Raw genomic sequence first — 24,648 nt, 5'->3', positions numbered from 1 at the left:
TTATTAAGTCCTAATTATCGTCACTCACTCTCTATTGCCAATTCTCTATCTTCTTGTTGAAGTTACAAATTTATTTTTTTTTAGAGTATCGCCTCTTTAACCTTTGTCTGTTACTCTTATTCTGTTGTTAATTATTCAACAGCTAACTCAAGCATTCTTACATTTTATTAAGATCCTACAACTCTATTACTAATTTCGCTGTAATATTACCACACTTACACTTTTTTGTCAAAACTAAGGACAGATTAGATAAATCAAAAATAACTTAATCTAGTATTGCTGAATTTTGTAACAAGTTGTAAAGTTATAATAATAAAAAAATAAGTAAATTTAATTTAAGAGGTTTTTACCAAGTAAATGCGAGTAGCGATCGCGGGAGCAGGTTTAGCAGGTCTTTCCTGTGCCAAATATTTGACAGATATGGGTCATACCCCTATAGTCCTGGAAAGAAGGGACGTTCTTGGAGGTAAAGTAGCAGCGTGGAAAGATGAGGAGGGAGACTGGTACGAAACTGGTCTACATATATTCTTTGGAGCCTATCCAAATATGCTGCAGCTATTCAAAGAATTGAATATAGAGGATAGACTGCAATGGAAAGACCATACAATGATTTTTAATCAGCCAGAAAAACCAGGAACATACTCTAGGTTTGATTTTCCCGATATTCCAGCACCAGTGAATGGTGTAGTGGCAATTCTGGGCAATAATGATATGTTAACCTGGCCAGAAAAAATTAGGTTTGGCATAGGTTTAGTTCCAGCTATGATTCAAGGCCAAAAATATGTAGAAAAAATGGACAAATACAGTTTTTCAGAATGGCTGAAAAAACAAAATGTCCCTCCCAGAGTGGAGAAAGAAGTATTCATCGCCATGTCAAAAGCGTTGAATTTTATAGGGCCAGAAGAAATATCTTCAACCGTAATTCTCACGGCTCTAAACCGTTTCCTCCAAGAAAAAAATGGCTCTAAAATGGCATTCTTAGATGGCTCGCCCACGGAGCGATTATGTCAACCCCTAGTAGAATATATTACTAACGGAGGAGGGGAAGTACAGTTAAATGCACCTATAAAGGAATTTTTGCTGAACGATGATGGCACAGTCAGTGGATTCCTAATCAGAGGATTAAATGGAGCAGAAGATCGAGTTCTGAGTGTTGATGCTTATGTGTCAGCAATGCCAGTCGATCCCCTAAAAGTAATGTTACCCAAACCTTGGCAGCAAATGGAATATTTCCAAAAGCTCAACGGTTTGGAAGGGGTACCAGTAATAAATTTACATCTGTGGTTCGATCGCAAGCTTACAGATATAGATCATTTGCTGTTTTCCAGATCGCCCCTACTAAGTGTCTATGCAGACATGAGTAACACTTGTCGCGAATATGCTAATCCCAACCGTTCCATGTTGGAATTGGTATTAGCACCAGCCAAAGATTGGATTAGTAAATCCGAACAAGAAATAGTCGCAGCAACAATGGCAGAGTTGGAAAAATTATTTCCAGCTCACTTTACAGGAGAATCTCCAGCTAAGTTGTTGAAATATCATGTTGTAAAAACGCCCCGCTCTGTATATAAAGCTACTCCTGGTCGCCAAGACTGTCGCCCTTCCCAAGTAACACCAATTAGAAATTTCTTCCTCACGGGAGACTATACAATGCAGCGCTATCTAGCTAGCATGGAAGGAGCCGTACTTTCTGGCAAGCTGACAGCGCAGGCGATCGCTCAACCAAAGCTCCCCTAAAGCTTCTATTCACCCTGAATCTTATGCAAACCTGCAACCAACAACTCCAAGGCCAGCAAAGAATGCTGCAACGGTCTAAATCTTCGCAACGCATGACTCGTTCATCCCTGATATCTTTAGAAGAGTCCTATGATCTCTGTCGTCAAATCACAGCTACCCATTCTAAAACTTTTTACATGGGTACTCAGTTAATGCCAGAGGCTAAAAGTAAGGCGATATGGGCAATTTATGTCTGGTGTCGTCGTACAGATGAACTGGTCGATGGACCTATGTCAAATACTACAACTACAGAAACTCTCCAAGAGTGGGAACAACATCTTGAATCTATATTTGCTGGCTATCCGTTAGAAGATGCAGATGTAGCATTGGTAGATACCTTATCTAAATTCCCCATAGATATACAACCATTCCGGGATATGATTGCAGGTCAACAAATGGATCTGTACCGCAGTCGCTACCAAACATTTGAGGAACTGAAACTTTACTGTTATCGAGTGGCAGGTACAGTTGGTTTAATGACTATGCCAGTTATGGGAGTAGAGACACCAAATTTTGCTGCTCCGTGGAATCGCAACCAACAAGTTCAGTCTCCTGTATCAGAGGCGATCGCCTTGGGAATTGCTAATCAACTTACAAATATTTTAAGAGATGTAGGAGAAGATGCTCGCCGGGGTAGAATTTATCTTCCTTTACAAGAATTAGCTTTATTTGATTATACCGAAGAGGATTTATTGAATGGTGTAATTGATGACCGTTGGCGAGAGTTGATGAAATTTCAGATTCACAGAGCGCGTAAGTTTTTTGTTGATGCAGAGAAAGGTATTAAGCGTTTGAGCACTGATATTCGTTGGCCTGTTTGGTCAGCTGCTATGCTTTATAGTAAGATTTTAGATGCTATTGAGCGTAATCAATATGATGTATTTAATCGTAGAGCTTACGTTTCTACTCCTCGCAAGTTGCTATGTTTGCCCATAGCATTTCTGAGGTCAAAAATCTTATAAGTTCTAGAATATTTGCTCAGAAAAAAACAGTAAGAGTTTAAAATATAAAATTGCTGGTTTGGGCAATTAATAAGATTAAATCCGGTAGCATTGGTATAATTTAGATAGTTAATTTAGTTAATTAGGAGTCAGGATTTAAGAGTTATATAATGTTAGGATAATCACTTATAATAAAGTTTTTCTTTGTAGTAGAGATTGAGCAATATCTACAGTTATTGCTCAATCTCTGCTACGAGCTTTAATTATAATAACTATTTGTTAGCGACAACTCTATTAAATAAAGCCGTCAGCGATCGCCACTCAGTTTCTCAAACGTTTGGAAGGAAATGTTTTACCCAGAAAAAATCATCTGGCAGAAATCAAGTCAGAGATTTAACCTCAGCTAAAAAAAAGCACTCAGACAACAACTTCTTAATAATAATTGCCCATCCCTAAATCCTGGTTACCTCCAGGATAATCTAGGAAAAGCTAATAGCTACTTAACTGTGGATTAAAACCTGCTCGTCGTTATTTAACTAGCGATTGAAACTAGCTACTAACTTCCTTCCATCCGTTTTTAGGTTGAGATTACCTCTTAGTTTATTTTGGTTAATTTTAAGAATTACTGGTAGCTGCCAAACGTTCCTTTAACTCTGTTAAAACATCAGCCCAACGGGGATCGGGTTGAACTGCTTCATTGCCACCAGAGCTATAACTACTCGCAGCTTTAGATGATCCTGCTTTATCCTTATCACGGCGAGATTTTTTACTCTTGCTAGTATTACTCTTGCTAACTGGTTTAGATTCAGCCTCACTATTTTCAGACTCACCCTTATTCTTAGCGCGAGGTAATGCTTTTTCCAGCTTTAAAGGAGTTTCTCTAAACTGATAACCGTTATACTTTTCAATAATTTGGTCAGCTTGTTCATCATTTTTAACTGTTACAAAGCCAAAACCACGACATTTACCAGTTTTACGATCTGTGATCAATTTAGTGGTGACACTATCACCTTCTTCTTCAAAAACTTCTTGTAGTTCTTCACGTTCCATTACGTCTTTAGGCAAATTACCAATATACAAACGAATTGACATAGGAAAATTCCTCCAAATGCTTGATTTTTACTTGTTTAAATTACAAAAAACGAAAACTTAGTCAACTGAGATTGGTTGAACATAAAAGAAGAGCAGACTCAAAAAAAACTGCTCCTGACTTTAAGATGTAAAGAACTTTGACAAATACCTATATTCACCTTTACTACAGATAAAATTATTTCCCATTTCCCATTTTGGTCAATTCTGGCAGATAATTTGATTTTGTCAGGTTCTTCTTTAAATTTTCTGGTCATCATTCAACTAACAAGACTATTAGGTATTGCTCAATTACTTATTTCATTGATATTGATTTAGTAAACTCTTATCGCCCCAACTTTTAAATATAACTTTAAAGCCTGCTAAACTCAAACAACCTAATTGCTAATTATGATATTAATTTCAAGTGTACTGTTTTATAAGACTGATATAAAACGTCACAATTAGTGATATTTTAATGTTGATTTTCTGCTTCTACTGAAATTGTTGCCAGCACTCCGTCCACAGACACCAACGATAAAGTCTACCACATTTTTAAAATTTATACTTGCATTCAGATCAGGTTCTATAGACAAAACTTTCTACTTGGTGAGTGCTCAAACTAATCTTAATATTTGACTTATTTTTCAACCAAACCAGAAATGCTTACAACTTATATTTACTTTGTTAACAGGCTAGTAATTTCTTAACTACTATAAACTTATCATAATCCTAAGTCAATATCTACTACTTTTCTAAAATTTCACTATTTATAGCGCTACGCACTAGGGAATAGGGAACAGGGAACAGGGAACAGGTACTGTCAAAGGGTTTTAGGATTTAGAAATGTCCTCACCTATTTGCGTAGTGCTATACATTTAAGTTGTTCAGTAATCCCTACTTTTTCGATCGCAAAATTTATGAATTGGTAAAAAAAACAGTCGGATATATAGAAATGGCGGAACTTGCTTTCTTGGGAGATTGACACTTGCCAACCAAAAAGTCGGATATGTTATGAGTTAGGTGGAGGTTTATTATATATCAATAAACTATATTTTCTCTGGTGATAGTTACTGTTGGCAGCATAGATTTATATTTTTAAACATCTGCAATCTATCTATATTCTTCATATCAGACTACACTTTTGAGCTAGACAAAACTATGAAGTCGCTTGGGTTAAGCTACTGAGCGTAAACGAGAATAACATAATTTGTTCGGGAATGCAACTTTTCTTGACAATATCTAATAGACTTATCCAAAAATGAAAAATAAAATCAATTATTATCCATAAATTATCAATTACTCCCCTCCTCGGAGCATTGCTCATTCTTTGTCGCCAGAGAATATTTAGGGAGAGGGTGGGGAGGATGGGGAGGATGGGGGGGATGGGGAGGATGAGGAGGATGAGGAGGATGAGGAGGATGGGGAGGATGGGGGGATGGGGAGGACAAGGTCTCGAAGTAAAGCCGCTGCATGAATAAAAGCGGACTTTTCTCCCACACGGACCACACGGACCACACAGACCACACCTCCCCACCCTATCCTACTTTTTTCTCTGATGACAATAAATTGACCCTGCCTCCTCGGAGGGGTTGGGAGTGGGTTACCTCTGTTCCCTGTACCCTATTTTCTGGAGATGTCTGATAATTAAAATCTGCCAGTATATACCATATAAGCTCCCCATATAGCAAGAGTAAAAGCTACAATTGTTGACCAGACAGGATGACCACTATGAATAGATTGACCATTTTCAGATTTTAGAGCATTGATATCTATCCAGGGAGTAGCTCCTCGCCTCCACCAACCAGTGACAGTTATAGACTTACCAACCAAATCGCTAGGACGATCAATCTTAGGCCATAAGTTACCAAGAGGACCAAAGTTATGAGAATAATGCAATCTGACCAGACCTTTTGTTGTTTTTACAACCAAATCTTGTCCCAACCAATTACTCATTCCGCTTTTACCAAGAAGTTTGCCTTTGAACTGAATTATTTGACTATCTAATGGCAAAGCTTTTAGATCGGTTAACAATTCTACCAAGTCAGGGTTTTGCGAAAGTTGAGTCTGTTTTATATCTGGAAAAAAATGATTAATTCTGATTAAAATACCAAGACTAAAACCTATAGTTAAACAACCAACTAAAATGGAAATATCTCCAAATAACCAATCTAAACGCCAAAGACCAATAGCAGATGAAATTACACCTATTAACCACAAAAAAATAGCAAAACCTAGACCTATTAATGTACAAAAAAATGGCGCTCCCTGAAGCAAAAGTTTTTGCCAATCAAGGTTTTGTGGAGTATAAATATTTTCTTCTTGAGTGCCACTTAATTGATTTTTTGCAGTTAAGTCAGCATTTATATTTCCTAAATTTAACTCTGTTTCTATTTTCCAGAAATTAGCGTATAAAGTTAATCTTTTTAAGCGATCGCCAAGCAAAGGATGACTATTATTAATTTCTAACCATTGACGATATGGGTTAACAATATCCCAGTTAAAAATAGATTCAAAACCACTATCTGAAAGAAAACTACCAGTAGTAATAGCTTGGTTTATTCCTACTGGCATTAATATTTCAAAACTCTCTAATAAATTCCTAATTTTGGTTTGATTTTTAACATCATTAGCCATACCAATTGTAATTTTCAGAATAGCTCGTGTGAGACCATTAGGATTACCAGTTAAATTACAAGCTAGGCGATCGCTATAATAAACTCGCCGACGAGATAACCATAAAATCGGCAATTTTAGTAACCAATATAAACCATAACTAAGAGTCGAAATTATTGCAGCGAATGCTCTAAAAACGGATACTAATATAGGCAAAAAAGATTTGATAAATTCTGGTAAAAAATCTGGTAATTGATGATTTATGAAATCTAATATCCAATCAGCCCAAAAAGTTAATTGCCAATAAATAGTGTAGGGAATTTGAAGCATTAAATTAGCCATAGACATTAATCGAAAATCTCCATTTTGAACATGACTAATTTCTCTGGCATAAATAGTAGCAATTTCATCTTCTGCGAGATTATCTAACAATCCTTGACTAACAACTATTCTGTAAAAACGAGGCAAGCATCCATAACTAAATGCTATTGGAACATCTATTGGTAAGATTTTCAATGTAATTCCTCGTATTTTTTGTTTTTTAGAAAAATTACGGAGTAGTTTATTTGCTTCTTTACTGTAATTAATTAGAGTTGTTGTTGGTAGAGTTTGGAGACCATAAGTAAGTATTAATAATCCATCAATTAACCAAGGAGAGAATATAAATAATCCGAGCAGAAAGATTATAAAATTTCGAGTTGGGTCTCGATAAAAAAGTTGAATTGGTCGAAAATGTGGGAGCCAAACTAGAAAATCATTGGTAGCATCTAAGCTAAACTTTAGTATTGTAAGACTTAGCCAAAATAGAGTAATAGCTACCACTATTTGTTCTAACCATAAAAGAGTTAAATTAGGAGATTTAAGGCGACGACCTCCTTTTGCTCTTCCTGCTTCGCGCCATTTTAATTTAGGTAAATTTTCTGGTTTGTCTGAAGTAATTTCTGTTGATGTTTGATGGGATTCATTTGTAGTTTTTGAATCTGAGTTATTTACTGTGCTTGATAAAGCTGGCGAGCTATTTTTATCTGCCTCTATATTATTTTTATTTGCCTGAGAATGCTGTACAATATCTGAAGTTTTACTAGAATTTTCTGGTTCATCTGAAGTAATCTCTGTTGATATTTGATGAGATTCATTTGTGTTTTTTAAATTTGACTTATTAACTATATTTGATAAATCAGGTAATTGATTTTTATTTGCCTCTATATCATTTTTATTTGGCTGAGAATGCTTTAGGGAATTTGAGGTTTGACTAGATTTTATTTCTGAGATATTTGGATTTTCTGCGATTGGTTGAAAACCTGTTTCTACAGATAAATCAATATTTTCTTTAGAGATGTCATTGCTATTTTTGGCAGACTTAGATTGATCTGAATTAGGATTAAAAGGAACAAATCCTGTTTCAATAGGTTGTTGATTTTGGGTAGATGTTTCTGAAGCTTTAGGAGGAGGAATTGTTGATTTTTTCAGATTATTGGGTGGATATTGCTTTAATAATTCCTTGAGATGACGATGAGCAAAACTTTGAACTTCACTATCAGAAATTTTAGTAAGATTACGACACAAAGAAATAGCTCGATCTACTTGTTTCGTTTTTTCATAAGCAATAACTAAACCCATCTGAGCTTTTAATTTTTGCTTGAGAGATTCTTGTTGAGCAATTATTTCTAAGTGAGCGATCGCTTGTGGATAATCTTTTTGCTTAAGAGCAAGTAATCCCGTTTTTAGAGATGGTTTTTCTGGCACATAGTTATCTGTGGCAGAGGATGTTTTATCTATCATTGACTCAATTTTTTATGTTGATATTTTTATGAATTAGTCATATAAAATTTTGTGGAATCAATATTATGAAAATTTAGGAAAAAGGAAGGAAAGGCAATTCGACGAAGGTTATAGAACTACGCTCAAAAAATTATATAATTTATGGTTCAACTCTCATCAATATTATCTGCTAAAATATTGAATCATTTTAATATTTCCTTATTTCCATACATCTTTTTAAATGAGGAATTCAGACTCTATACAGATCGGCATTTAAGTTAATTAAATAAGCTGCATTTTCTATATTAAGGGAAAAGCAATGCAAGATTTTAACAGGTTCAGTAAAAACATTAATAAAGTTAAATTTAGCATTCCATTCACTATGGAAAGGATACAATCTTGACTTTTTTATAGAGCTGTATAGCTATATTTCTGCATTACAGGTTGACAAATTGAATTAATTTTCTGTATTTCTTCAGAATTGAATTCTGCCTGTAAATTGTTAGCTCTTGCTGTATTAATTGCTCTATCTGTTCGCGTACCTCCTGCCAAACATTTACCTGGATTTTTTTTATAAAAATTGAGTAGATCGTCGCTCCATTCAATTTCCAAAAAATTAGTAATTTTCCCTAACATTTCTTTTTGGTTTTGGATTACTTCTTCATATTTAAACTCTAAAGCTTGAAATCCATTATTTTTTAGCCAAGTCGGATATTGGTTTTTATATAACCAATAAATTGCAGCCAACTCAATTTTAGATAACTTAGATAAATTCCTATTTTCTAACTCTTGACCAAAAAAAGGTTTGAGTCTTTCTATTTCTTGTATAACACATCGATCGATCCAATCCCCTTGTGAATTAACAAGACTCAGCATTGAAGAAATAGTGCTATGAGGATTTCTCAGAGGCCAAAGTATTTTGGCATGAGGATAAAATTTCTTTAAAAAATCAAGTTTATGGGAATGCTCTAGCATTTTAAAGCATAAATAATGATTAGTTATTTTATTAATAGCTAATCTTTGAGCGGAGGGAAAAGGATATGGACTAGGAAACTCTGTTTCATCTACACAAGTAATCTGGGGATGTGCATTAAGAATAGATAGTAACAAAGTTGTACCACTTCTTTGACAACCAAAAATAAGAAATAAATTCCCAGAAAATGTAGAGAAATATCTGAAAGTAATTAGATTTCTGAGATGATACTTGAATTGTTCAATCATATTTAACAGGAAGATTTACCAATATAATTTCACCAAGTAATTAAGGTTGAAAACCTATACACTTCAATAGAATAAAAAAGAAAAAAAATCTTTTTAGTCAATCCTCTTATTTTTAAGGAAAGGTAATCATAAAAGGAAGCATTCCGCAGGAAATGCTGAATGCTCTCGCTCATAAGCTTTTGAACGTAATAACTTGACTTCGGTTAGCTAATGACCAATTTCATTGATAATTTTAAATTTTCTTATGCGACTAATTCCTCATTCGGTGTAATAATGAGTTAATAATTTATAGCTGATAGCTGATCAGCTAATAGCTGACCGCTGAATGCTTACCTTCTGACAATTTTCAATATCATTTAATTAGGGATTAGGGAGTAGTATTCTTAGCTATAAATAGTATAACGATCCTAGAATCGTTCCCAACATTTTTATGACTTATTACTTAATAACTTAAGTATTGAATAAGGTCTTAGATTATTTTGGGGAATGATTTACCCAAAAATAATTTGATTTGATAATATCTTTGATTCCATAATAATTTGCTGGCTCAACAATTCTTAGTTGAATATATAGGAAAAAATAGCAATTCTTTTCTTTCTGTTGTTATAATCAAATTATTTAGTATTACTAGAAAAAAATTCAACAGAATTGTGAATATTAAAAGTTGATAATATAGCAATTACCATTACACCTATTGACTTATGGAATAGCTGAAACAATGGAGTATCAATAATCGAAACTTTTCCTTAATGCTATAAAATTAACGCCAAAGTAAAAAAAAACTTTTTTCCCTATAATGAAAATTAGAAAAAACTTGCTGAAATTAACTTTATGACTCTAAAACTGTACAATTCACTGACTCGTCAAGAAGAAAACTTTCAATCCCTAGAGCCTGGTAAAATTAAAATGTATACTTGTGGTGTTACAGTATACGACTATTGCCATTTAGGTCATGCCCGTTCTTATATTGTATGGGATACAATCCGCCGATATCTGATGTGGCAAGGTTATCAAGTACGGTATGTACAAAATTTTACTGATATAGATGATAAAATTCTCAATCGGGCCAGAGAAACAGGCACTTCGATGGAGTCGGTGGCCGAACGTTTCACAGAAACATACTTTGAGGATATGAAACGCTTAAATGTCCTAGAAGCAGATGAATATCCTCGGGCGACTCAGACAATAGATGGGATTAAACAGTTAATCCAGGATTTAGAAAAAAAAGGTTTTGCTTACCCTTCTGGAGGGGATGTTTATTATCAGGTGCGGAAATTTTCAGAATATGGGAAACTTTCAGGCCGTCGTTTGGAAGAAATGCAAGCTGGCGCAAGTGGTAGAGTAGAATCAGAAGATTTAGAGACTGCTAAAAAGAAAGATCCATTTGATTTTGCCCTCTGGAAAGCAGCAAAAACTGGGGAACCTGCATGGGACTCTCCCTGGGGCAAAGGAAGGCCAGGTTGGCATATTGAATGTTCGGCAATGGTAAGAGATTGTTTGGGAGAAACTATAGATATTCATACTGGGGGAGCAGACTTAATTTTTCCTCACCATGAAAATGAAATTGCTCAGTCGGAAGCTGCTACGGGAAAACCTTACGTAAGATATTGGCTCCATAATGGCTTTGTGACTATTAATGGAGAAAAAATGTCAAAGTCCCTAGGGAATTTTACCACAATTCGGGATTTATTGGCTCGACCTGTAGACCCAATGGCTGTCAGAATGTTTGTTTTAACGGCTCAATATCGGAAACCTATTGACTTTACTCAAGAGGCGATCGCTTCTGCCGAAAATGGTTGGAATACTATTAAGGAGGGTATATTATTTCCCAAGCAACATGGTTCTAAATTAGGATGGGAAATGCCAGAAAAAACCTTATTTGAACAGACAAAGTTATTAACTTCTCAAGTCGAAAAATTCCAGAAAGCAATGGATGATGATATTAATACTCCTAGTGCTTTAGCTGTTTTATTTGAATTAGCTAAAGAGTTACGTCGAGAGGGTAATATTTTAGTGCATGAAGGGAAAACTGAAACATCTTTAGAAGAGTTACAAAAACAATGGGTTACTCTGGTAAAGTTGTCACAAGTATTAGGTTTAGAAGTTCAAATAGAAGAAAAAATTAGCAATCAACCTGGAGGTTTAAGTGATGATGAAATAGAGTCTTTAATTCAGCAACGTTTAGAGGCAAAAAAAGCTAAGAATTATTCTGAAGCAGACCGCATTAGAGATGAGCTACAAAATCAAGGTATTAAACTAATAGATCGACCTGGAGGCATAACAAATTGGCATCTTCAATAATGAATAATGAATAATGAATAATGAATAATTGCCTCTTCTTTTGAAAAAGAGGATTGGTTAAAAGGATTTTTTTTATTCTCTTAGTTGATTGGATATGGCAATGAATAATGAATAATGAATAATGAATAATTGCCTCTTTTTTTGAAAAAGAGGATTGGTTAGAAGGATTTTTTTATTCTCTTAGTCGATTGGATATGGCAATGAATAATGAATAATTAATAATTAATAATTGCCTCTTCCTTTTGAAAAAGAGGATTGGTTAAAAGGATTTTTTTATTCTCTTAGTTGATTGGATATGGCAATGAATAATTAATAATGAATAATTAATAATGAATAATTAATAATTAATAATTGCCTCTTCTTTTTAAATTAAAAAGAGGATTGGTTAAAAGGTTTTTTTTATTCTCTTAGTTGATTGGATATGGCAATGAATAATGAATAATGAATAATGAATAATGAATAATGAATAATTAATAATTAATAATTGCCTCTTCTTTTGAAAAAGAGGATTAGTTAAAAGGTTTTTTTATTCTCTTAGTCGATTGGATATGGCAATGAATAATGAATAATTAATAATGAATAATTAATAATTGCCTCTTCTTTTTAAATTAAAAAGATGATTGGTTAAAAGGTTTTTTTTATTCTCTTAGTCGATTGGATATGGCGAGGTTTCCTCGCCCATCCCATCTATCAGGTCATGCTAGCAAACGACCGCTTTTTTCTCCTTGAAAGGAAAAGCTTTAAACCTTGATTTTTAGGTAATTAATGGAGATATTGGATTTATAGTCATTTAACTTTAGATTGAGACAAAGCTTTCTTGCTATGAGAGAGTTTCACACGAAAAAACGTATCATTTTTAAGTTAAACTACTATAATATGTAGATGCAGGGAATAGGGAATATAAAGCCTCTCCAATCATTTATCAATCAGTACCTCTAGCTTTAGCTGGAGACTTGAAATAGATATGGCGAATATTTTTTCATCCTCTTAAAAGATGAGATTAGAGGCTTTATTTTTTGGTAACAAATTTATTACTGATGGTTAGTTTTTTTCTTCATTGCTTGCTCAATACATCTGATTATTTGAATTGTTATAGTTTTTTCTTTTTTCCCTACTCCCTAAAAATATACAATCTTTCATAATTAAAATAAGATAGCTACATATAGCTAAGAAAGCATTGAATATTGACAATTACTAATGATAAATCTCAGACTAGGAAATGTTTTTTCAACTGTTCCCTATTCCCTTAAAATAAGATAGCTACATATAGCTAAGAAAGCATTGAATCTTAAACAATTACTGATGATAAATTTCAGACTAGGAAATGTTTTTTCAACTGTTCCTTGTTCCTTGTTCCTTGTTCCTTGTTCCCTGTTCCCTGTTCCCTGTTCCCTTGCAAATAACTTATTTAAGTGTTCCCTATGAAATCCGAACAAAGGATATCTATTTCCTTATCTAACCTAGTATTAATCATTAGCAGTTTTTTACTACTAATTATTTTATGGCAAGTACAAAATCTAATCGTACTGTTGATGGTTGCGGTAGTTTTAGCTGCATCAATTTCACCATTAGTAGATTTAACAGAAAGGATTAAATTACCTCGCTGGTTAGGAGTAATTATCGTTTATTTAACTCTAATTTCTGGATTGATTAGTGCAGTATTAATTATTGGTCCACCAGTCTTTGAGCAAATTGAAAGACTTTTAAGTCAGTTACCATTATTTTCTGAAAGTATCAGCGATAATTTTGAAGATTTTGTTAATTCCTTAGTTCAAAATCCCCCTGATTGGATTAATCAACTTTTTGATACTAAATCTGTCACAAGTTGGGTAATTCGTTCTAGTCAACAATTATTACTACGTTCTTATAGTTTAACTAAAGGTGTATTAGGAGGCGTAGTTAGTTTAATATTAGCTTTATTTATTTCAGGTTATATGGTATCTGATAGTCAAACTTTGATTAGCGGTATAATCAAATTTTTTCCTCAACCTTGGGATAAACGTTTGGAAAATCAAGTTATTCCTGTAACCCAAAGAATGGGAGGTTATATTAGAGGCAGAATTATAGTTTCTGCTATTTTAGGTCTAGCAACTACCACTGGTTTAGGATTTTTAGGATTGCAAGATTTTTCCCTAGGTTTAGGAGCAATAGCTGCTGTGACAAACTTGATTCCTTTTATTGGTCCAATTTTAGGTGCAGTTCCAGCTTTAATTGTTGCTATTGCTAAAGGCGGATGGTTGTTTTTATGGGTAATAATTTTGTACTATATTATCCAAAATGTAGAGACTTATGTACTCGATCCTTTACTCGTAGGTTCTTCTGTTGGAGTACATCCTCTGTATCAATTACTATCAGTTTTAGTAGGAATTCAGTTATTAGGAATTATTGGTGCTTTGATTATTCCACCTTGGTTTGCTGGTAGTGCTGCTTTGGTAGAAAATTTATATTTAAAACCTAAGTTAGAAGCTGAAAATATGCGATCGATAGTTACAAATAATGGCGATCATAATCCACCACCAATAACCTCTTAATTTTATATTTTATAAACAGTATTGGAGGAATTTTGAGTAATGAAATAAAAGCAATCTTTCCAGCCAAATAAATTATCTCAAATTTATCATATTAAAATATTTATAAAATCAGAAAATTGTCAATCCAAATATTTTAATTATCAAAAATAACAGAATTTAGCAAATACTAAAAATTAACTATAATCCGATAAATAAATTACTTTTATATAGAACTAATAATTCTGTATAATTTAAAGAGTGAAGATTTTTGCTATTAGCCATGAATATAAACTCATCCCATTACCTCAAGCCTTAATATTTTCTTGACAAAAACTCTCTGATAGATTCATCAAGAGCTATAAATAGCACTTGGCACTGCTTCCAGAAATATCTTGGAGTGTGATTCTTTTATATAAAATTTATCTATATAAAATAAAATTTATATAAAAAGATGAAATGCCAAAATTATCTCATTAATAAAGTAGAACAATGGTATGGTTAAGATTCTCTTAGTTGAAGATAATGAGATGAACCGAGATATGTTGTCTAGGCGTCTCATTCGTAAAAAATTTGAAGTAGTTATTGCTATTGATGGTGCTGAGGGGGTGGAAATGTCTATATCAGAAGCACCAGATATAATTCTAATGGATATGAGTTTGCCTGTCCTAGATGGGTGGCAAGCAACTCGGAAAATTAAAGCTGACCCTCAAACTAAGAATATTCCAGTAATAGCAATGACAGCTCATGCTATGACAGGAGACCGAGAGAAATGTTTACAAGCTGGATGTGACGAATATGATACAAAACCAGTAGAATTTCCCAGACTATTAGAGAAGATAAAAAATCTTATAGATATAGAACCAACAAAATGAAACATGACCAGGGCAATGTGCTGGTTGTAGATGATAACCAGGTCAATAGAGACCTTTTAGCTCGCCGAGTCAAAAGGCACGGCCATACGATCGCTTCTGCGTCTGATGGGTTTCAGGCTTTAGAAATGGTGAGAACTCAACCATTTGATTTGGTACTACTAGATATTATGATGCCACAAATGAATGGTTATCAAGTCCTGGAAACCCTGAAAGCTGACCCAGCATTACGCCATATCCCAGTAATAATGATTTCTGCAGTGGATGATATTGACAGTGTAGTTCGTTGCATCGAATTGGGTGCAGAAGATTATTTGTCTAAACCTTTTAATCCTGTATTACTTAAAGCTAGAATTAATGCTTGTCTAGAGAAGAAACGACTTCGGGATCAAGAACAAGCTTATTTAAAACGGTTGGCTGAGGAACAAGAAAAGTCAGAAAGGTTACTATTAAATATTTTACCAGCACCAATCGCTCAACGGTTAAAACAGGGAGAAAAAACTATAGCTGATAGCTTTAGTGAAGTAACTGTTTTATTTGCTGATTTAGTGGGGTTTACTAAACTGTCGGCAAATTTATCTCCTGCTGAACTGGTAGAGTTACTAAACATGATTTTCTCTAGGTTTGATGAGTTGGCAGAAAAATATGGACTTGAGAAAATCAAAACTATTGGTGATGCTTATATGATTGTAGGTGGCCTACCAACGCCCAAGGAGGATCATGCAGAGGCGATCGCGGAAATGGCCTTAGATATGTTAGAGCGAGTCAAGGAAATTTCTGAAAAGCAGGGTAAACTTTTACAAATTCGCATTGGTATTAATACGGGAGCAGTAGAAGCAGGAGTTATTGGGACGAAAAAATTTGCTTATGATCTTTGGGGAGATACGGTAAATACAGCTAATCGTATGGAGTCTCATGGTATTCCTGGAGAGATTCAAGTAACTGAGAATACCTATAATTGTCTAGCTAATAAGTATACATTTCAGGAGCGAGGCACGATCGAGATTAAAGGGAAAGGTAGTATGAGGACTTATTTACTTGTAGGTAGAAAAGAGTGAATTCAAAATTCAAAATTCAAAATTCAAAATTCAAAATTCAAAAGTATCCCTGACTAAGTTTGAGCGGTTTACTAATTCTAACACCTAATCATAGCACTACAAAAAAGTGTTGGGAAATTAATACAATTAAAATCTTTTATAACAAATAGGCTTTGTTGTAATAGCCATAGAAAATCGGTTCCGCTTTTCGGTTGCCAGATCCGACATGAAAGGTGAACCTAGTGGTAGTTATATCACCCTCTTTCAAAGATTGATGTTTGATTCATTTATTGGCCAATAGTTAAATGGCTGAAAGCCTTTACAGGTATAAGTTTTAGCCTTTTTTATCAAAGATTGATGTTTGATTCATTTATTGGCCAATAGTTAAATGGCTGAAAGCCTTTACAGGTATAAGTTTCAGCCTTTTTTTATCAAAGATTGATGTTTGATTCATTTATTGGCCAATAGTTAAATGGCTGAAAGCCTTTACAGGTATAAGTTTCAGCCTTTTTTTTAGTGCCAGAAAGAAAAGATTGATGTTTGATTTATTTATTGGACAATAGTTGTAGAAGTATGAAGTACAAGGATCTTGGATCTTGTGCGGTAGCTATATGCTTTCGTACAACAAAGCCTAACTAATAGTTTTTACTTGAGCTGTTTTGCTGGGGCAAAGCTTTCCTTTCCTGGGGAATTCTATGCAAACGGAAATGCTTAAAGCTATAGCTAAGAAAGAGTTATATCTTGACAATTACTGATGATGAATCTAAGACTAGGAAATATTTTTCTAACTGTTTCGTGTTCCCTGCTATATACTATAAAATTAAAAAGTAAATCTAGATAATCACCAAGGAGAAAATGTTATCTACTACAGAATTATTTATCGCTACTAAATGGTTTGGTATTGCTACAATTGGATTTTTTCTTTTGACAACTCTTGGCTTTATTTTGAATTGGGGATTTAGATTTAGATTGGTGGGAGTAACAGGTTTTATGGGAGTCTTAACTGCTGGTTTATTTGGTTTAAGTTTAGGATTATTTAACCGTGTAGAAATTCCAGGAGCAGTTCCATATACATTAGTTTATGATAATGGTTCAACTCAAACGGTAATAGCTGTTTCTCCGAGTATTTCAGAATCAGAAATAGAGGCAACGATGGAACAAGCAGCGGGGGATTTATTTTCACTAGGTCGTTTAGGTGGAGATAATAAATTAACTATTAGAGTTAGAACTATTATTCATCCAGAGGAAGGTATTTCTGAACCACTTTATTTAGGAGAAGTAAAGCGTTCTTTGTCTCAACGGGAAGATGAAAATATGGATTTTAAAATATTTCCAGAAACTTTGGGTAAGTTGGTAGATTATCAGAGGGAAAATTTGGAAAGTTAAAAGTCTAGTATGGTGCGTTTTGCTGTGCGATATGAAAAGCAAAGCGTAATGCACCGAAATATTGGGATAGCTAAAACTTCATCTAAGATAGTGCTTTGCAATAGCCATTGTGGCAAGAGAAAGTTATCTCTTACAAATTTGCTGAAGTTATGTATCAGTCGTTTGAGAGGCTTTTTCATCAGAAAAGTCTATTTAATCAGACGTTTTTTTGAAGATTTTTACTTCCCACACTCCCCACAAGGTTTTCAGGAGTTCCTAATAAGAGATAGCTTAAAAGGGGAGGCTTGAGACCTTGTTTTTTGGTCAGTATACTACTAGACTAGGATTAAATTAGATCAGAGCTAATAAAGAGGTAATATTATGACTATTATTCTTGATGATTTAGAACCGGAAATCTTGGAAAAGTTACAAAATCAAGCTTTAGATCATGGTCGGAGTTTAACAGAAGAAATTAAAGTTATTTTAGCGAAAGAATTGACAAACCAACCAATCAAAACTCCTGAACAATTAGGATGGAGTAGAGGTTTTTTTTGAAAGAACGGCTGGTTCTTGTGCAGACGACCCAATTATCATTAATAATGAGGGGATTGATGAATCAGTTATCAGTTGGACTCAACTACTCTAAAACCAGATTTTCACCGTAGGGGTTTGGTCTCCAAACCCAAACGTTACAGTTTTTTTGACAAATTATTTAGGATTATTATAATACCAAATCAAAAAATACCAAATAACACAGATTTTCACCGTAGGGGTTTGGTCTCCAAACCCAAACGTTACAGTTTTTTTGACAAATCATTTAGGATTATTATAATACCAAATAAAAAAATACCAAATAACACAGATTTTCACCGTAGGGGTTTGGTCTCCAAACCCAAACGTTACAGTTTTTTTGACAAATCATTTAGGATTATTATAATACCAAATAAAAAAATACCAAATAACACAGATTTTCACCGTAGGGATTTGGTCTCCAAACCCAAACGTTACAGTTTTTTTGACAAATTATTTAGGATTATTATAATACCAAATAAAAAAATACCAAATAACACAGATTTTCACCGTAGGGGTTTGGTCTCCAAACCCAAACGTTACAGTTTTTTTGACAAATTATTTAGGATTATTATAATACCAAATAAAAAAATACCAAATAACACAGATTTTCACCGTAGGGGTTTGGATACCAAACCCAAACGTTACAGTTTTTTTGACAAATTATTTAGAATTATTATAATACCAAACAAAAAAAAGGAGAATTTTTAATAGATGGCAGATCAAAGAGATTTATTGAAAAGATTATTCAATGCTTTTAAACCTTTTGAACCTCTAAAACCTGATAGTCCAGTATATGTTGATTGTCGGGAAGTTCGAGGGGATGGAGATGTTATTCAAGATTTGGCTACGAATATTGAATTCTCTGATAATAATACTTGTCAACTTTATGCCGGACATCGAGGTGCGGGTAAGTCAACTGAACTTTTACGACTGAAAAAACACTTGGAAGATAATGGATATTTTGTGGTTTATTTCGCTGCGGATGAGAAGGATATTAATCTGGAAGATACGGAATATGCTGATATTTTGTTGGCTTGTACTAGAAATTTATTGGAGCAATTAAAACAAGCTAATCCTAAACCATTATTAGATTGGTTAAGATATCGGTGGGAGGATTTAAAAGATTTAGCAAATACAGAAATATCTTTGGAAAGTTTGGCAGTTGAATCACAAATTAGTCAATATGCAAAAATTACGGCAAATATCAGAGCTGAACCTACTTTAAGAAGAAAAATTAGGGAGAAAGTTAATCCTTATACTGAAAGTTTGATTGAGGGGATAAATGCTTTTATTCGTGATGCTACAAACAAACTTGGCTCTGGTTCTAAATTGGTAATGATTGCTGATAGTTTAGACCGCATTACACCAAATGTTCAGCCAGACGGACGTAGTAATCACGATGAAATTTTTATCGATCGTAGCGCTCAATTAAAAGGTTTAGATTGCCATACAATTTATACGATTCCTATTTCAATGGTTTATTCTAATCAAGCTCCTAATCTGAAAATTGAATATGATGAACCTCAAGTTTTACCGATGATTATGGTGGAGACTCCAGAGGGAGAAGTTTATGAATTGGGAGTTGCTAAAATGAGGGAAATTATTGATAGACGGGTTAAGGGAATTAAGTCAGATTTATCTTTAGAAACGGAGTTATTTGAAAGTCGAGAAGTTTTGGATAAGGTTTGCTTAATGAGTGGAGGTCATGTTCGGGATTTAATGTTTTTGATGCAAAGTGTAATTAAACGTTGTGATGATGAATTACCTATTTCTGCGAGGGTTGTACAAAGAGCAATTACGGAGGCAAGACTTTCTTATAGAAGGTCAGTTCAAGCAGAAGAATGGCAAGTATTGGTGGATGTTTTTCGTTCTAAAAATGTCTTAAATAATCAACAGTATCGTGGTTTATTATTTAATCGTTGTTTGCTGGAATATATTTACTTTGATGAAGAGGGAGAAAAGAAAACTTGGTATGATGTTCACCCATTGATTAAGGGGATACAAAATTTTAAGGATATGGTGCGATGAATGGAGAAAAATTTGTTTGGGAAGAGGATTTATCGTTCACGTTTGCAGAGGAATATAAGGCTTTAGTAAATACTATTAGATTTAGTGAGGGTTTTAGTTTATTGTTTGTGGAATGTTCGCCTGCACAGGGAACAAAAATTATGGAGAAAATTCGCCGAGATATTCCACGGGAAAGAGCGGAAGTTTTGGCTTTAGATGAGAGTGTTTATAATTTTTACAATCGAGTCGAAAATTTACCTAATCTGAAAAAAATTGATATTTTGTTTGTGACTGGTTTGGAATATTCTCTCTATGAATATGAGGATGAAATGAGAGCAAGAGGTTTGGATGAGAAAGAGGTTATTTCTATTAGTAAGAGGGGAGTTCCTCGTGTTTTGATTAATTTGAATCAGCAGCGAGAAAGGTTTAGGGATAATTTTGATATTTGCTTTGTGTTTTTGTTGCCCAGGTTTGCGATGGATTATCTGATTAATCGTTCTCCAGATTTTTTTGATTGGCGTTCTGGGGTGTTTCGTTTTCCCATGGATAAGGAAAATTTAGAGTATGAAACTTTCCACACTTATTACAAAAGAATAGGAAAAGAAGATTATGAAACTCTCACACCTCAAGAATGCAAGAAAGAATTAATTGTTATTCAAAGTTTGATTGATGAGGATAATCAAACTCTGGAAAAAAAGGTAGATTTATTAATTGAGCAAGGTAGGTTAAACAATAGTATTGGTAAAAAGTTAGAAGCAATCGCTGCTTATGATAAAGCTCTAGAAATTAAACCAGACTATTACTATGCTTGGAACAATAAAGGGAATACTCTGTCAGATTTAGGCAGATATGAAGAGGCAATTTCTGCTTATGATAAAGCTTTAGGAATTAAACAAAACTCTCACGATTCTTGGATTTTCAAAGGAAACTCACTATCAGATTTAGGCAGATATGAAGAGGCAATTTCTGCTTATGATAAAGCTCTAGAAGTTAAACCAGATGATGACGAAAGCTGGCTATTGAAAGGCAATGCACTGATAAATTTAGAAAAATATGAACAGGCGATTTCTGCTTATGATAAAGCTTTAGAAATTAAACCAGACCAAGACGAAGCCTGTTTTTATAAAGGCAATGCACTGATAAATTTAGGCAAATATGAACAGGCGATCGCTGCTTATGAAAAAGCTATAGAAATTAAATCAGACTCTCACACCGCTTGGTACAATAAAGGCCATGTTCTTTCATCTTTAGGCAGACATGAACAGGCAATTTATGCTTTTGATAAAGCTGTAGAAATTGAACCAAACTGTCACCAAGCTTGGAACAGTAAAGGCTATAGTCTGTCATATTTAGGCAAATATGAAGAGGCTATTTCAGCTTGTGAAAAGGTTCTAGAAATTAAACCAGAGTATCATTATAATACTTGGCAAAATAAGGGAATTTTACTGATAAAATTAGGAATATATGAAGAGGCGATCGCTGCTTTTGATCAAGCTCTAGAAATTAATCCAGACTATTATCAAGCTTGGTATTTCAGGGGTGTTGCGTTGATCAAACTACGCCGTTTTCAAGAAGGTAATGCCAGTGTAATGAAAAGTCTGGAAATTAATCCTGATTTTGATGAGGAAATATATAGTCAAATGATCAAAAATCTTCTCACTAAAATAGGGTGGTATAAATTGAAAGAAATTTTTACTAGACTTTGGAGATTTATGGGTTTAATAAACTAATAACTTTCCTCAACTAGACTCATAACTATTAGTCATCCAGAATAATATCAAGTCTCATTAATTAACCATAATAATCAGCAAATAGACAAAAATATACCAAACTTTTCTCTACTCCCTACTCCCTACTCTCTACTCCCTATTATTATATTTATGGCAATGGAAAATTTAGAATAATATGAACAGGCGATAGATAAAAATCTACCAAACTTTTCCCGATTCCCTATTCCCTACTCCCTAAATATTTATGGCAATGGAAAATTTAGAACAATATGAACAGGCGATCGCTGCTTTTGATAAAGCTCTAGAAATTAATCCAGACTATTATCAAGCTTGGTATTTCAGAGGTGTTGCGTTGATAAAACTACGCCGTTTTAAAGAAGGTTATGCCAGTGCAAAAAATGCGAGGAAATTAATCCTGATTTTCCTGTAGAAATTTTTCATCAAAACATAAAAAATTTTCTCACTAAAATAGGCTGGTATAAATTGAAAGAAATTTTTACTAAAGTTTTGAGAATGATAGTCTAAGAAACCGATAACCTTTCTCAACTAGACTTATAACTATTAGTCATCCAGAATAATATCAAGTCTCATTAATTAACCATAATAATCAGCCAATAGATAAAAATCTACCAAACTATTCCCTACTCCCTACTCCCTATTCCCTATTTTTATATTTATTGCAATGGAAAATTTAGAACAATATGAACAGGCGATCGCTGATTATGAAAAAGCTTTAGAAGTTCAACCAGACTCTCACGAAGCTTGGTTTAGTAAAGGTGTCGCTTTCTCACAGTTAAAACTTTATCAACAAGCAATAGTTGCTTATGAAAGAGCTATTGAAATTAAACCAGACGATAAATTTACCATTATTAATCTTGGCTTAGTTAAATATGAAATGGGAAAAATAGATGAAGCAATAGAACATTGGCAAGCAGCACTTCAAATTAATAACAAACTTGTAGAACCTCAATTAGCTATAGGAGTTGCCCTCTACAATAAAGGTCAAACTCCAGAAGGTTTAACAATAGCTGAAGTAGCACTAAAATTAGATAAAAGTTGGAGATACTTGCAGCGTCTCAAAGAAGAACTTTGGGGTGACAAACTATTAGCAGATGCCACAAAATTATTAGAAAATCTTCAAATAAAAGCCTTACTTTCTCAGACAGATAATTCCAAGGAAACTGCTGTTGAATTTGAACAACCTGAAGATGAATTAGATTGGGAAACAGACGAAATAGACGAACAAGAATGGCTCCACGCAGCAGCTACAAATGCAATATTTGATTTTCTGAAAGACCCGGAAGAGGACATATATACATTAGAAGATGGCAAACCCTTCACTTACTAAAGGCAAAATAGTTTTAGTACCTTTTCCCTTCGATGATTTATCATCAACTAAGATACGTCCTGCTGTTTGCCTTACTAATCCAGTGGGGCAATATAATCGTATTATGATGGCTTTTATCACAAGTAAAGTTCCTACTAAATTGCTAGAAACTGATATTCTATTAGATACTAATCATCCAGATTTTGCTGATTCTGGTTTGCGTAAATCTTCTGTGATTAAGTTAGATTTTATTGTATCTCTTCGTCCTTCTTTAATTAAGCGAGAGATTGGTAAATTATCATCAAATACACAAACTGAAATTGGTGAAAAGCTTTGCAAATTGATGACTGAATAATTTTTATAATACCAAATCAAAAAAGGAGATTTTTCATAGATGGCAACTGTAGAAATTTTTCATCAAAAAATAAAAAATTATGAGTCATCCAGAATAATATCAAGTCTCATTAATTAACCATATAATCAGCCAGTAGATAAAAATCTACTAACTACTCCCTACTCCCTATTATTATATTTATTGCAATGGAAAATTTAGAACAATATGAACAGGCGATCGCTGATTATGAAAAAGCTTTAGAAGTTCAACCAGGCTATTACGAATCTTTGTTCAGTAAAGGTGTTGCTTTCTCACAGTTAAAATTTTATCAACAAGCAATAGTTGCTTATGAAAAAGTTCTAGAAATTAAATCAGACGATAAATTTACTATTATTAATCTTGGCTTAGTTAAATATGAAATAGGAAAAGTAGATGAAGCTATAGAACATTGGCAAGCTGTTATTGAAATTAATAATCAATTTGTAGAACCTCAATTAGCAATAGGAGTTGCTCTCTACAACAAAGGTGAAATTCCAGAAGGTTTAGCAATAGCTGAAGTAGCACTAAAATTAGATAAAAGTTGGGGAAACTTGCAACGCCTGAAAAAAGAACTTTGGGGCGAAAAACTATTAGCAGATGCAGCAAAATTATTAGAAAATCCTCAGATAAAAGCTTTACTCTCTCAGACAGATAATTCCCAAGAAACTGCTGTTGAATTTGAACAATTTGAAGATGAATTAGACTGGGAAAATTCAGAGGAAATAGACGAACAAGAATGGCTTCACGCAGCAGCTACAAATCCAGTATTTGATTTTCTAAAAGACTCGGAAGAAGATATATATCAATTAACAGATGGCAAACCTTTTACCTATTCAATAAAAAACTGAAATTGCTGAAATGCTTTGCAAATTGCTGACTGAATAATGGTTATAATGCCGAATAAAAAAAGTAGTCTAGTAGGGTGCGTTAGACGGCAAAAATTTAGACGATGAAAGGGATTTAACAATCCGTCGTAACGCACCATTAAATATGTGTGAATTCTACTCAATGGTGCGTTACGGCGCTATGTAATTTTTGATAGTTCAACGATAGTTTGTGGTAAGCGCCTAACGCACCCTACTCTCTGAAGAATTTTTATAATACTAATTATGATTAATGCAAAAATAGACATAGAATATGTGTGAATTCTATTCAATGGTGCGTTACGGCGCT

At 33.8% G+C, this 24,648-nt stretch carries 18 protein-coding genes; 14 read left to right on the top strand and 4 right to left on the bottom strand.

The window, feature by feature from the left end; genetic code table 11:
* Positions 1–357 precede the first annotated feature (357 nt).
* The gene (gene pds, locus F6K40_RS07930; RefSeq protein WP_293133824.1) at positions 358–1,737 is read left to right on the top strand and encodes a 15-cis-phytoene desaturase; all 1,380 of its coding nucleotides are present in this window, start codon (positions 358–360) and stop codon (positions 1,735–1,737) included.
* A 62-nt stretch (positions 1,738–1,799) separates the two neighbouring features.
* The gene (crtB, locus tag F6K40_RS07925; protein WP_293133868.1) at positions 1,800–2,738 is read left to right on the top strand and encodes a 15-cis-phytoene synthase CrtB; all 939 of its coding nucleotides are present in this window, start codon (positions 1,800–1,802) and stop codon (positions 2,736–2,738) included.
* Positions 2,739–3,332: 594 nt separating this feature from the next.
* Here crtB and F6K40_RS07920 read toward each other — a convergent pair.
* From F6K40_RS07920 to F6K40_RS07905, 4 genes are all read right to left on the bottom strand, one after another.
* Positions 3,333–3,809 (bottom strand): RNA recognition motif domain-containing protein, encoded by a 477-nt coding sequence (locus tag F6K40_RS07920; RefSeq protein WP_293133822.1) that lies wholly within the window; start codon positions 3,807–3,809, stop codon positions 3,333–3,335.
* A gap of 1,271 nt (positions 3,810–5,080) precedes the next feature.
* Entirely contained in the window at positions 5,081–5,314 is a 234-nt protein-coding gene (locus F6K40_RS07915) for a hypothetical protein (RefSeq protein ID WP_293133819.1), read from the bottom strand.
* Between the two features lie 118 nt (positions 5,315–5,432).
* Positions 5,433–8,183, bottom strand: coding sequence for a M48 family metalloprotease (locus F6K40_RS07910; RefSeq protein WP_293133816.1), 2,751 nt, complete (start codon positions 8,181–8,183; stop codon positions 5,433–5,435).
* Between the two features lie 387 nt (positions 8,184–8,570).
* Positions 8,571–9,383 (bottom strand): sulfotransferase family protein, encoded by an 813-nt coding sequence (locus F6K40_RS07905; RefSeq protein ID WP_293133813.1) that lies wholly within the window; start codon positions 9,381–9,383, stop codon positions 8,571–8,573.
* Positions 9,384–10,214: 831 nt separating this feature from the next.
* On the opposite strand from F6K40_RS07905, the gene cysS reads away from it, so the two are divergent.
* From cysS to F6K40_RS07845, 12 genes are all read left to right on the top strand, one after another.
* Complete coding sequence (cysS, locus tag F6K40_RS07900) at positions 10,215–11,684, top strand: cysteine--tRNA ligase (protein WP_293133810.1); 1,470 nt, start codon at positions 10,215–10,217, stop codon at positions 11,682–11,684.
* A 1,421-nt stretch (positions 11,685–13,105) separates the two neighbouring features.
* Positions 13,106–14,215 (top strand): AI-2E family transporter, encoded by a 1,110-nt coding sequence (locus tag F6K40_RS07895; RefSeq protein WP_293133807.1) that lies wholly within the window; start codon positions 13,106–13,108, stop codon positions 14,213–14,215.
* A gap of 473 nt (positions 14,216–14,688) precedes the next feature.
* Positions 14,689–15,066 carry a response regulator gene (locus tag F6K40_RS07890; RefSeq protein WP_293133804.1) on the top strand — a complete coding sequence of 126 codons (378 nt, stop codon included), beginning with the start codon at positions 14,689–14,691 and terminating at the stop codon, positions 15,064–15,066.
* On the top strand, positions 15,063–16,121 hold the full coding sequence (locus F6K40_RS07885; protein ID WP_293133801.1) for an adenylate/guanylate cyclase domain-containing protein: 1,059 nt from the start codon (positions 15,063–15,065) through the stop codon (positions 16,119–16,121). The genes F6K40_RS07890 and F6K40_RS07885 overlap by 4 nt, the downstream gene beginning before the upstream one ends.
* A gap of 834 nt (positions 16,122–16,955) precedes the next feature.
* Positions 16,956–17,486 (top strand): Ycf51 family protein, encoded by a 531-nt coding sequence (locus tag F6K40_RS07880; protein WP_293133798.1) that lies wholly within the window; start codon positions 16,956–16,958, stop codon positions 17,484–17,486.
* Between the two features lie 360 nt (positions 17,487–17,846).
* On the top strand, positions 17,847–18,020 hold the full coding sequence (locus tag F6K40_RS07875; RefSeq protein WP_293133795.1) for a hypothetical protein: 174 nt from the start codon (positions 17,847–17,849) through the stop codon (positions 18,018–18,020).
* 729 nt (positions 18,021–18,749) lie between these two features.
* Complete coding sequence (locus F6K40_RS07870; protein WP_293133792.1) at positions 18,750–20,066, top strand: P-loop NTPase family protein; 1,317 nt, start codon at positions 18,750–18,752, stop codon at positions 20,064–20,066.
* A complete protein-coding gene (locus tag F6K40_RS07865; RefSeq protein ID WP_293133789.1) occupies positions 20,063–21,775 on the top strand; it encodes a tetratricopeptide repeat protein in 1,713 nt (570 codons plus the stop codon). Before F6K40_RS07870 ends, F6K40_RS07865 begins: the two co-directional genes overlap by 4 nt.
* Positions 21,776–22,025: 250 nt before the next feature.
* The gene (locus F6K40_RS07860) at positions 22,026–22,205 is read left to right on the top strand and encodes a tetratricopeptide repeat protein (protein ID WP_293133786.1); all 180 of its coding nucleotides are present in this window, start codon (positions 22,026–22,028) and stop codon (positions 22,203–22,205) included.
* Positions 22,206–22,457: 252 nt separating this feature from the next.
* Positions 22,458–23,123, top strand: coding sequence for a tetratricopeptide repeat protein (locus F6K40_RS07855; RefSeq protein WP_293133784.1), 666 nt, complete (start codon positions 22,458–22,460; stop codon positions 23,121–23,123).
* Positions 23,101–23,457 (top strand): type II toxin-antitoxin system PemK/MazF family toxin, encoded by a 357-nt coding sequence (locus F6K40_RS07850; RefSeq protein ID WP_293133782.1) that lies wholly within the window; start codon positions 23,101–23,103, stop codon positions 23,455–23,457. The genes F6K40_RS07855 and F6K40_RS07850 overlap by 23 nt, the downstream gene beginning before the upstream one ends.
* A gap of 185 nt (positions 23,458–23,642) precedes the next feature.
* A complete protein-coding gene (locus tag F6K40_RS07845; protein WP_293133780.1) occupies positions 23,643–24,323 on the top strand; it encodes a tetratricopeptide repeat protein in 681 nt (226 codons plus the stop codon).
* The last annotated feature ends 325 nt before the right edge of the window (positions 24,324–24,648 follow it).

Origin of the sequence: Okeania sp. SIO3I5, assembly GCF_010672085.1 — a bacterium.
Lineage (GTDB): Bacteria > Cyanobacteriota > Cyanobacteriia > Cyanobacteriales > Microcoleaceae > Trichodesmium.
This window is presented reverse-complemented; position numbering and strand designations above follow the sequence as displayed.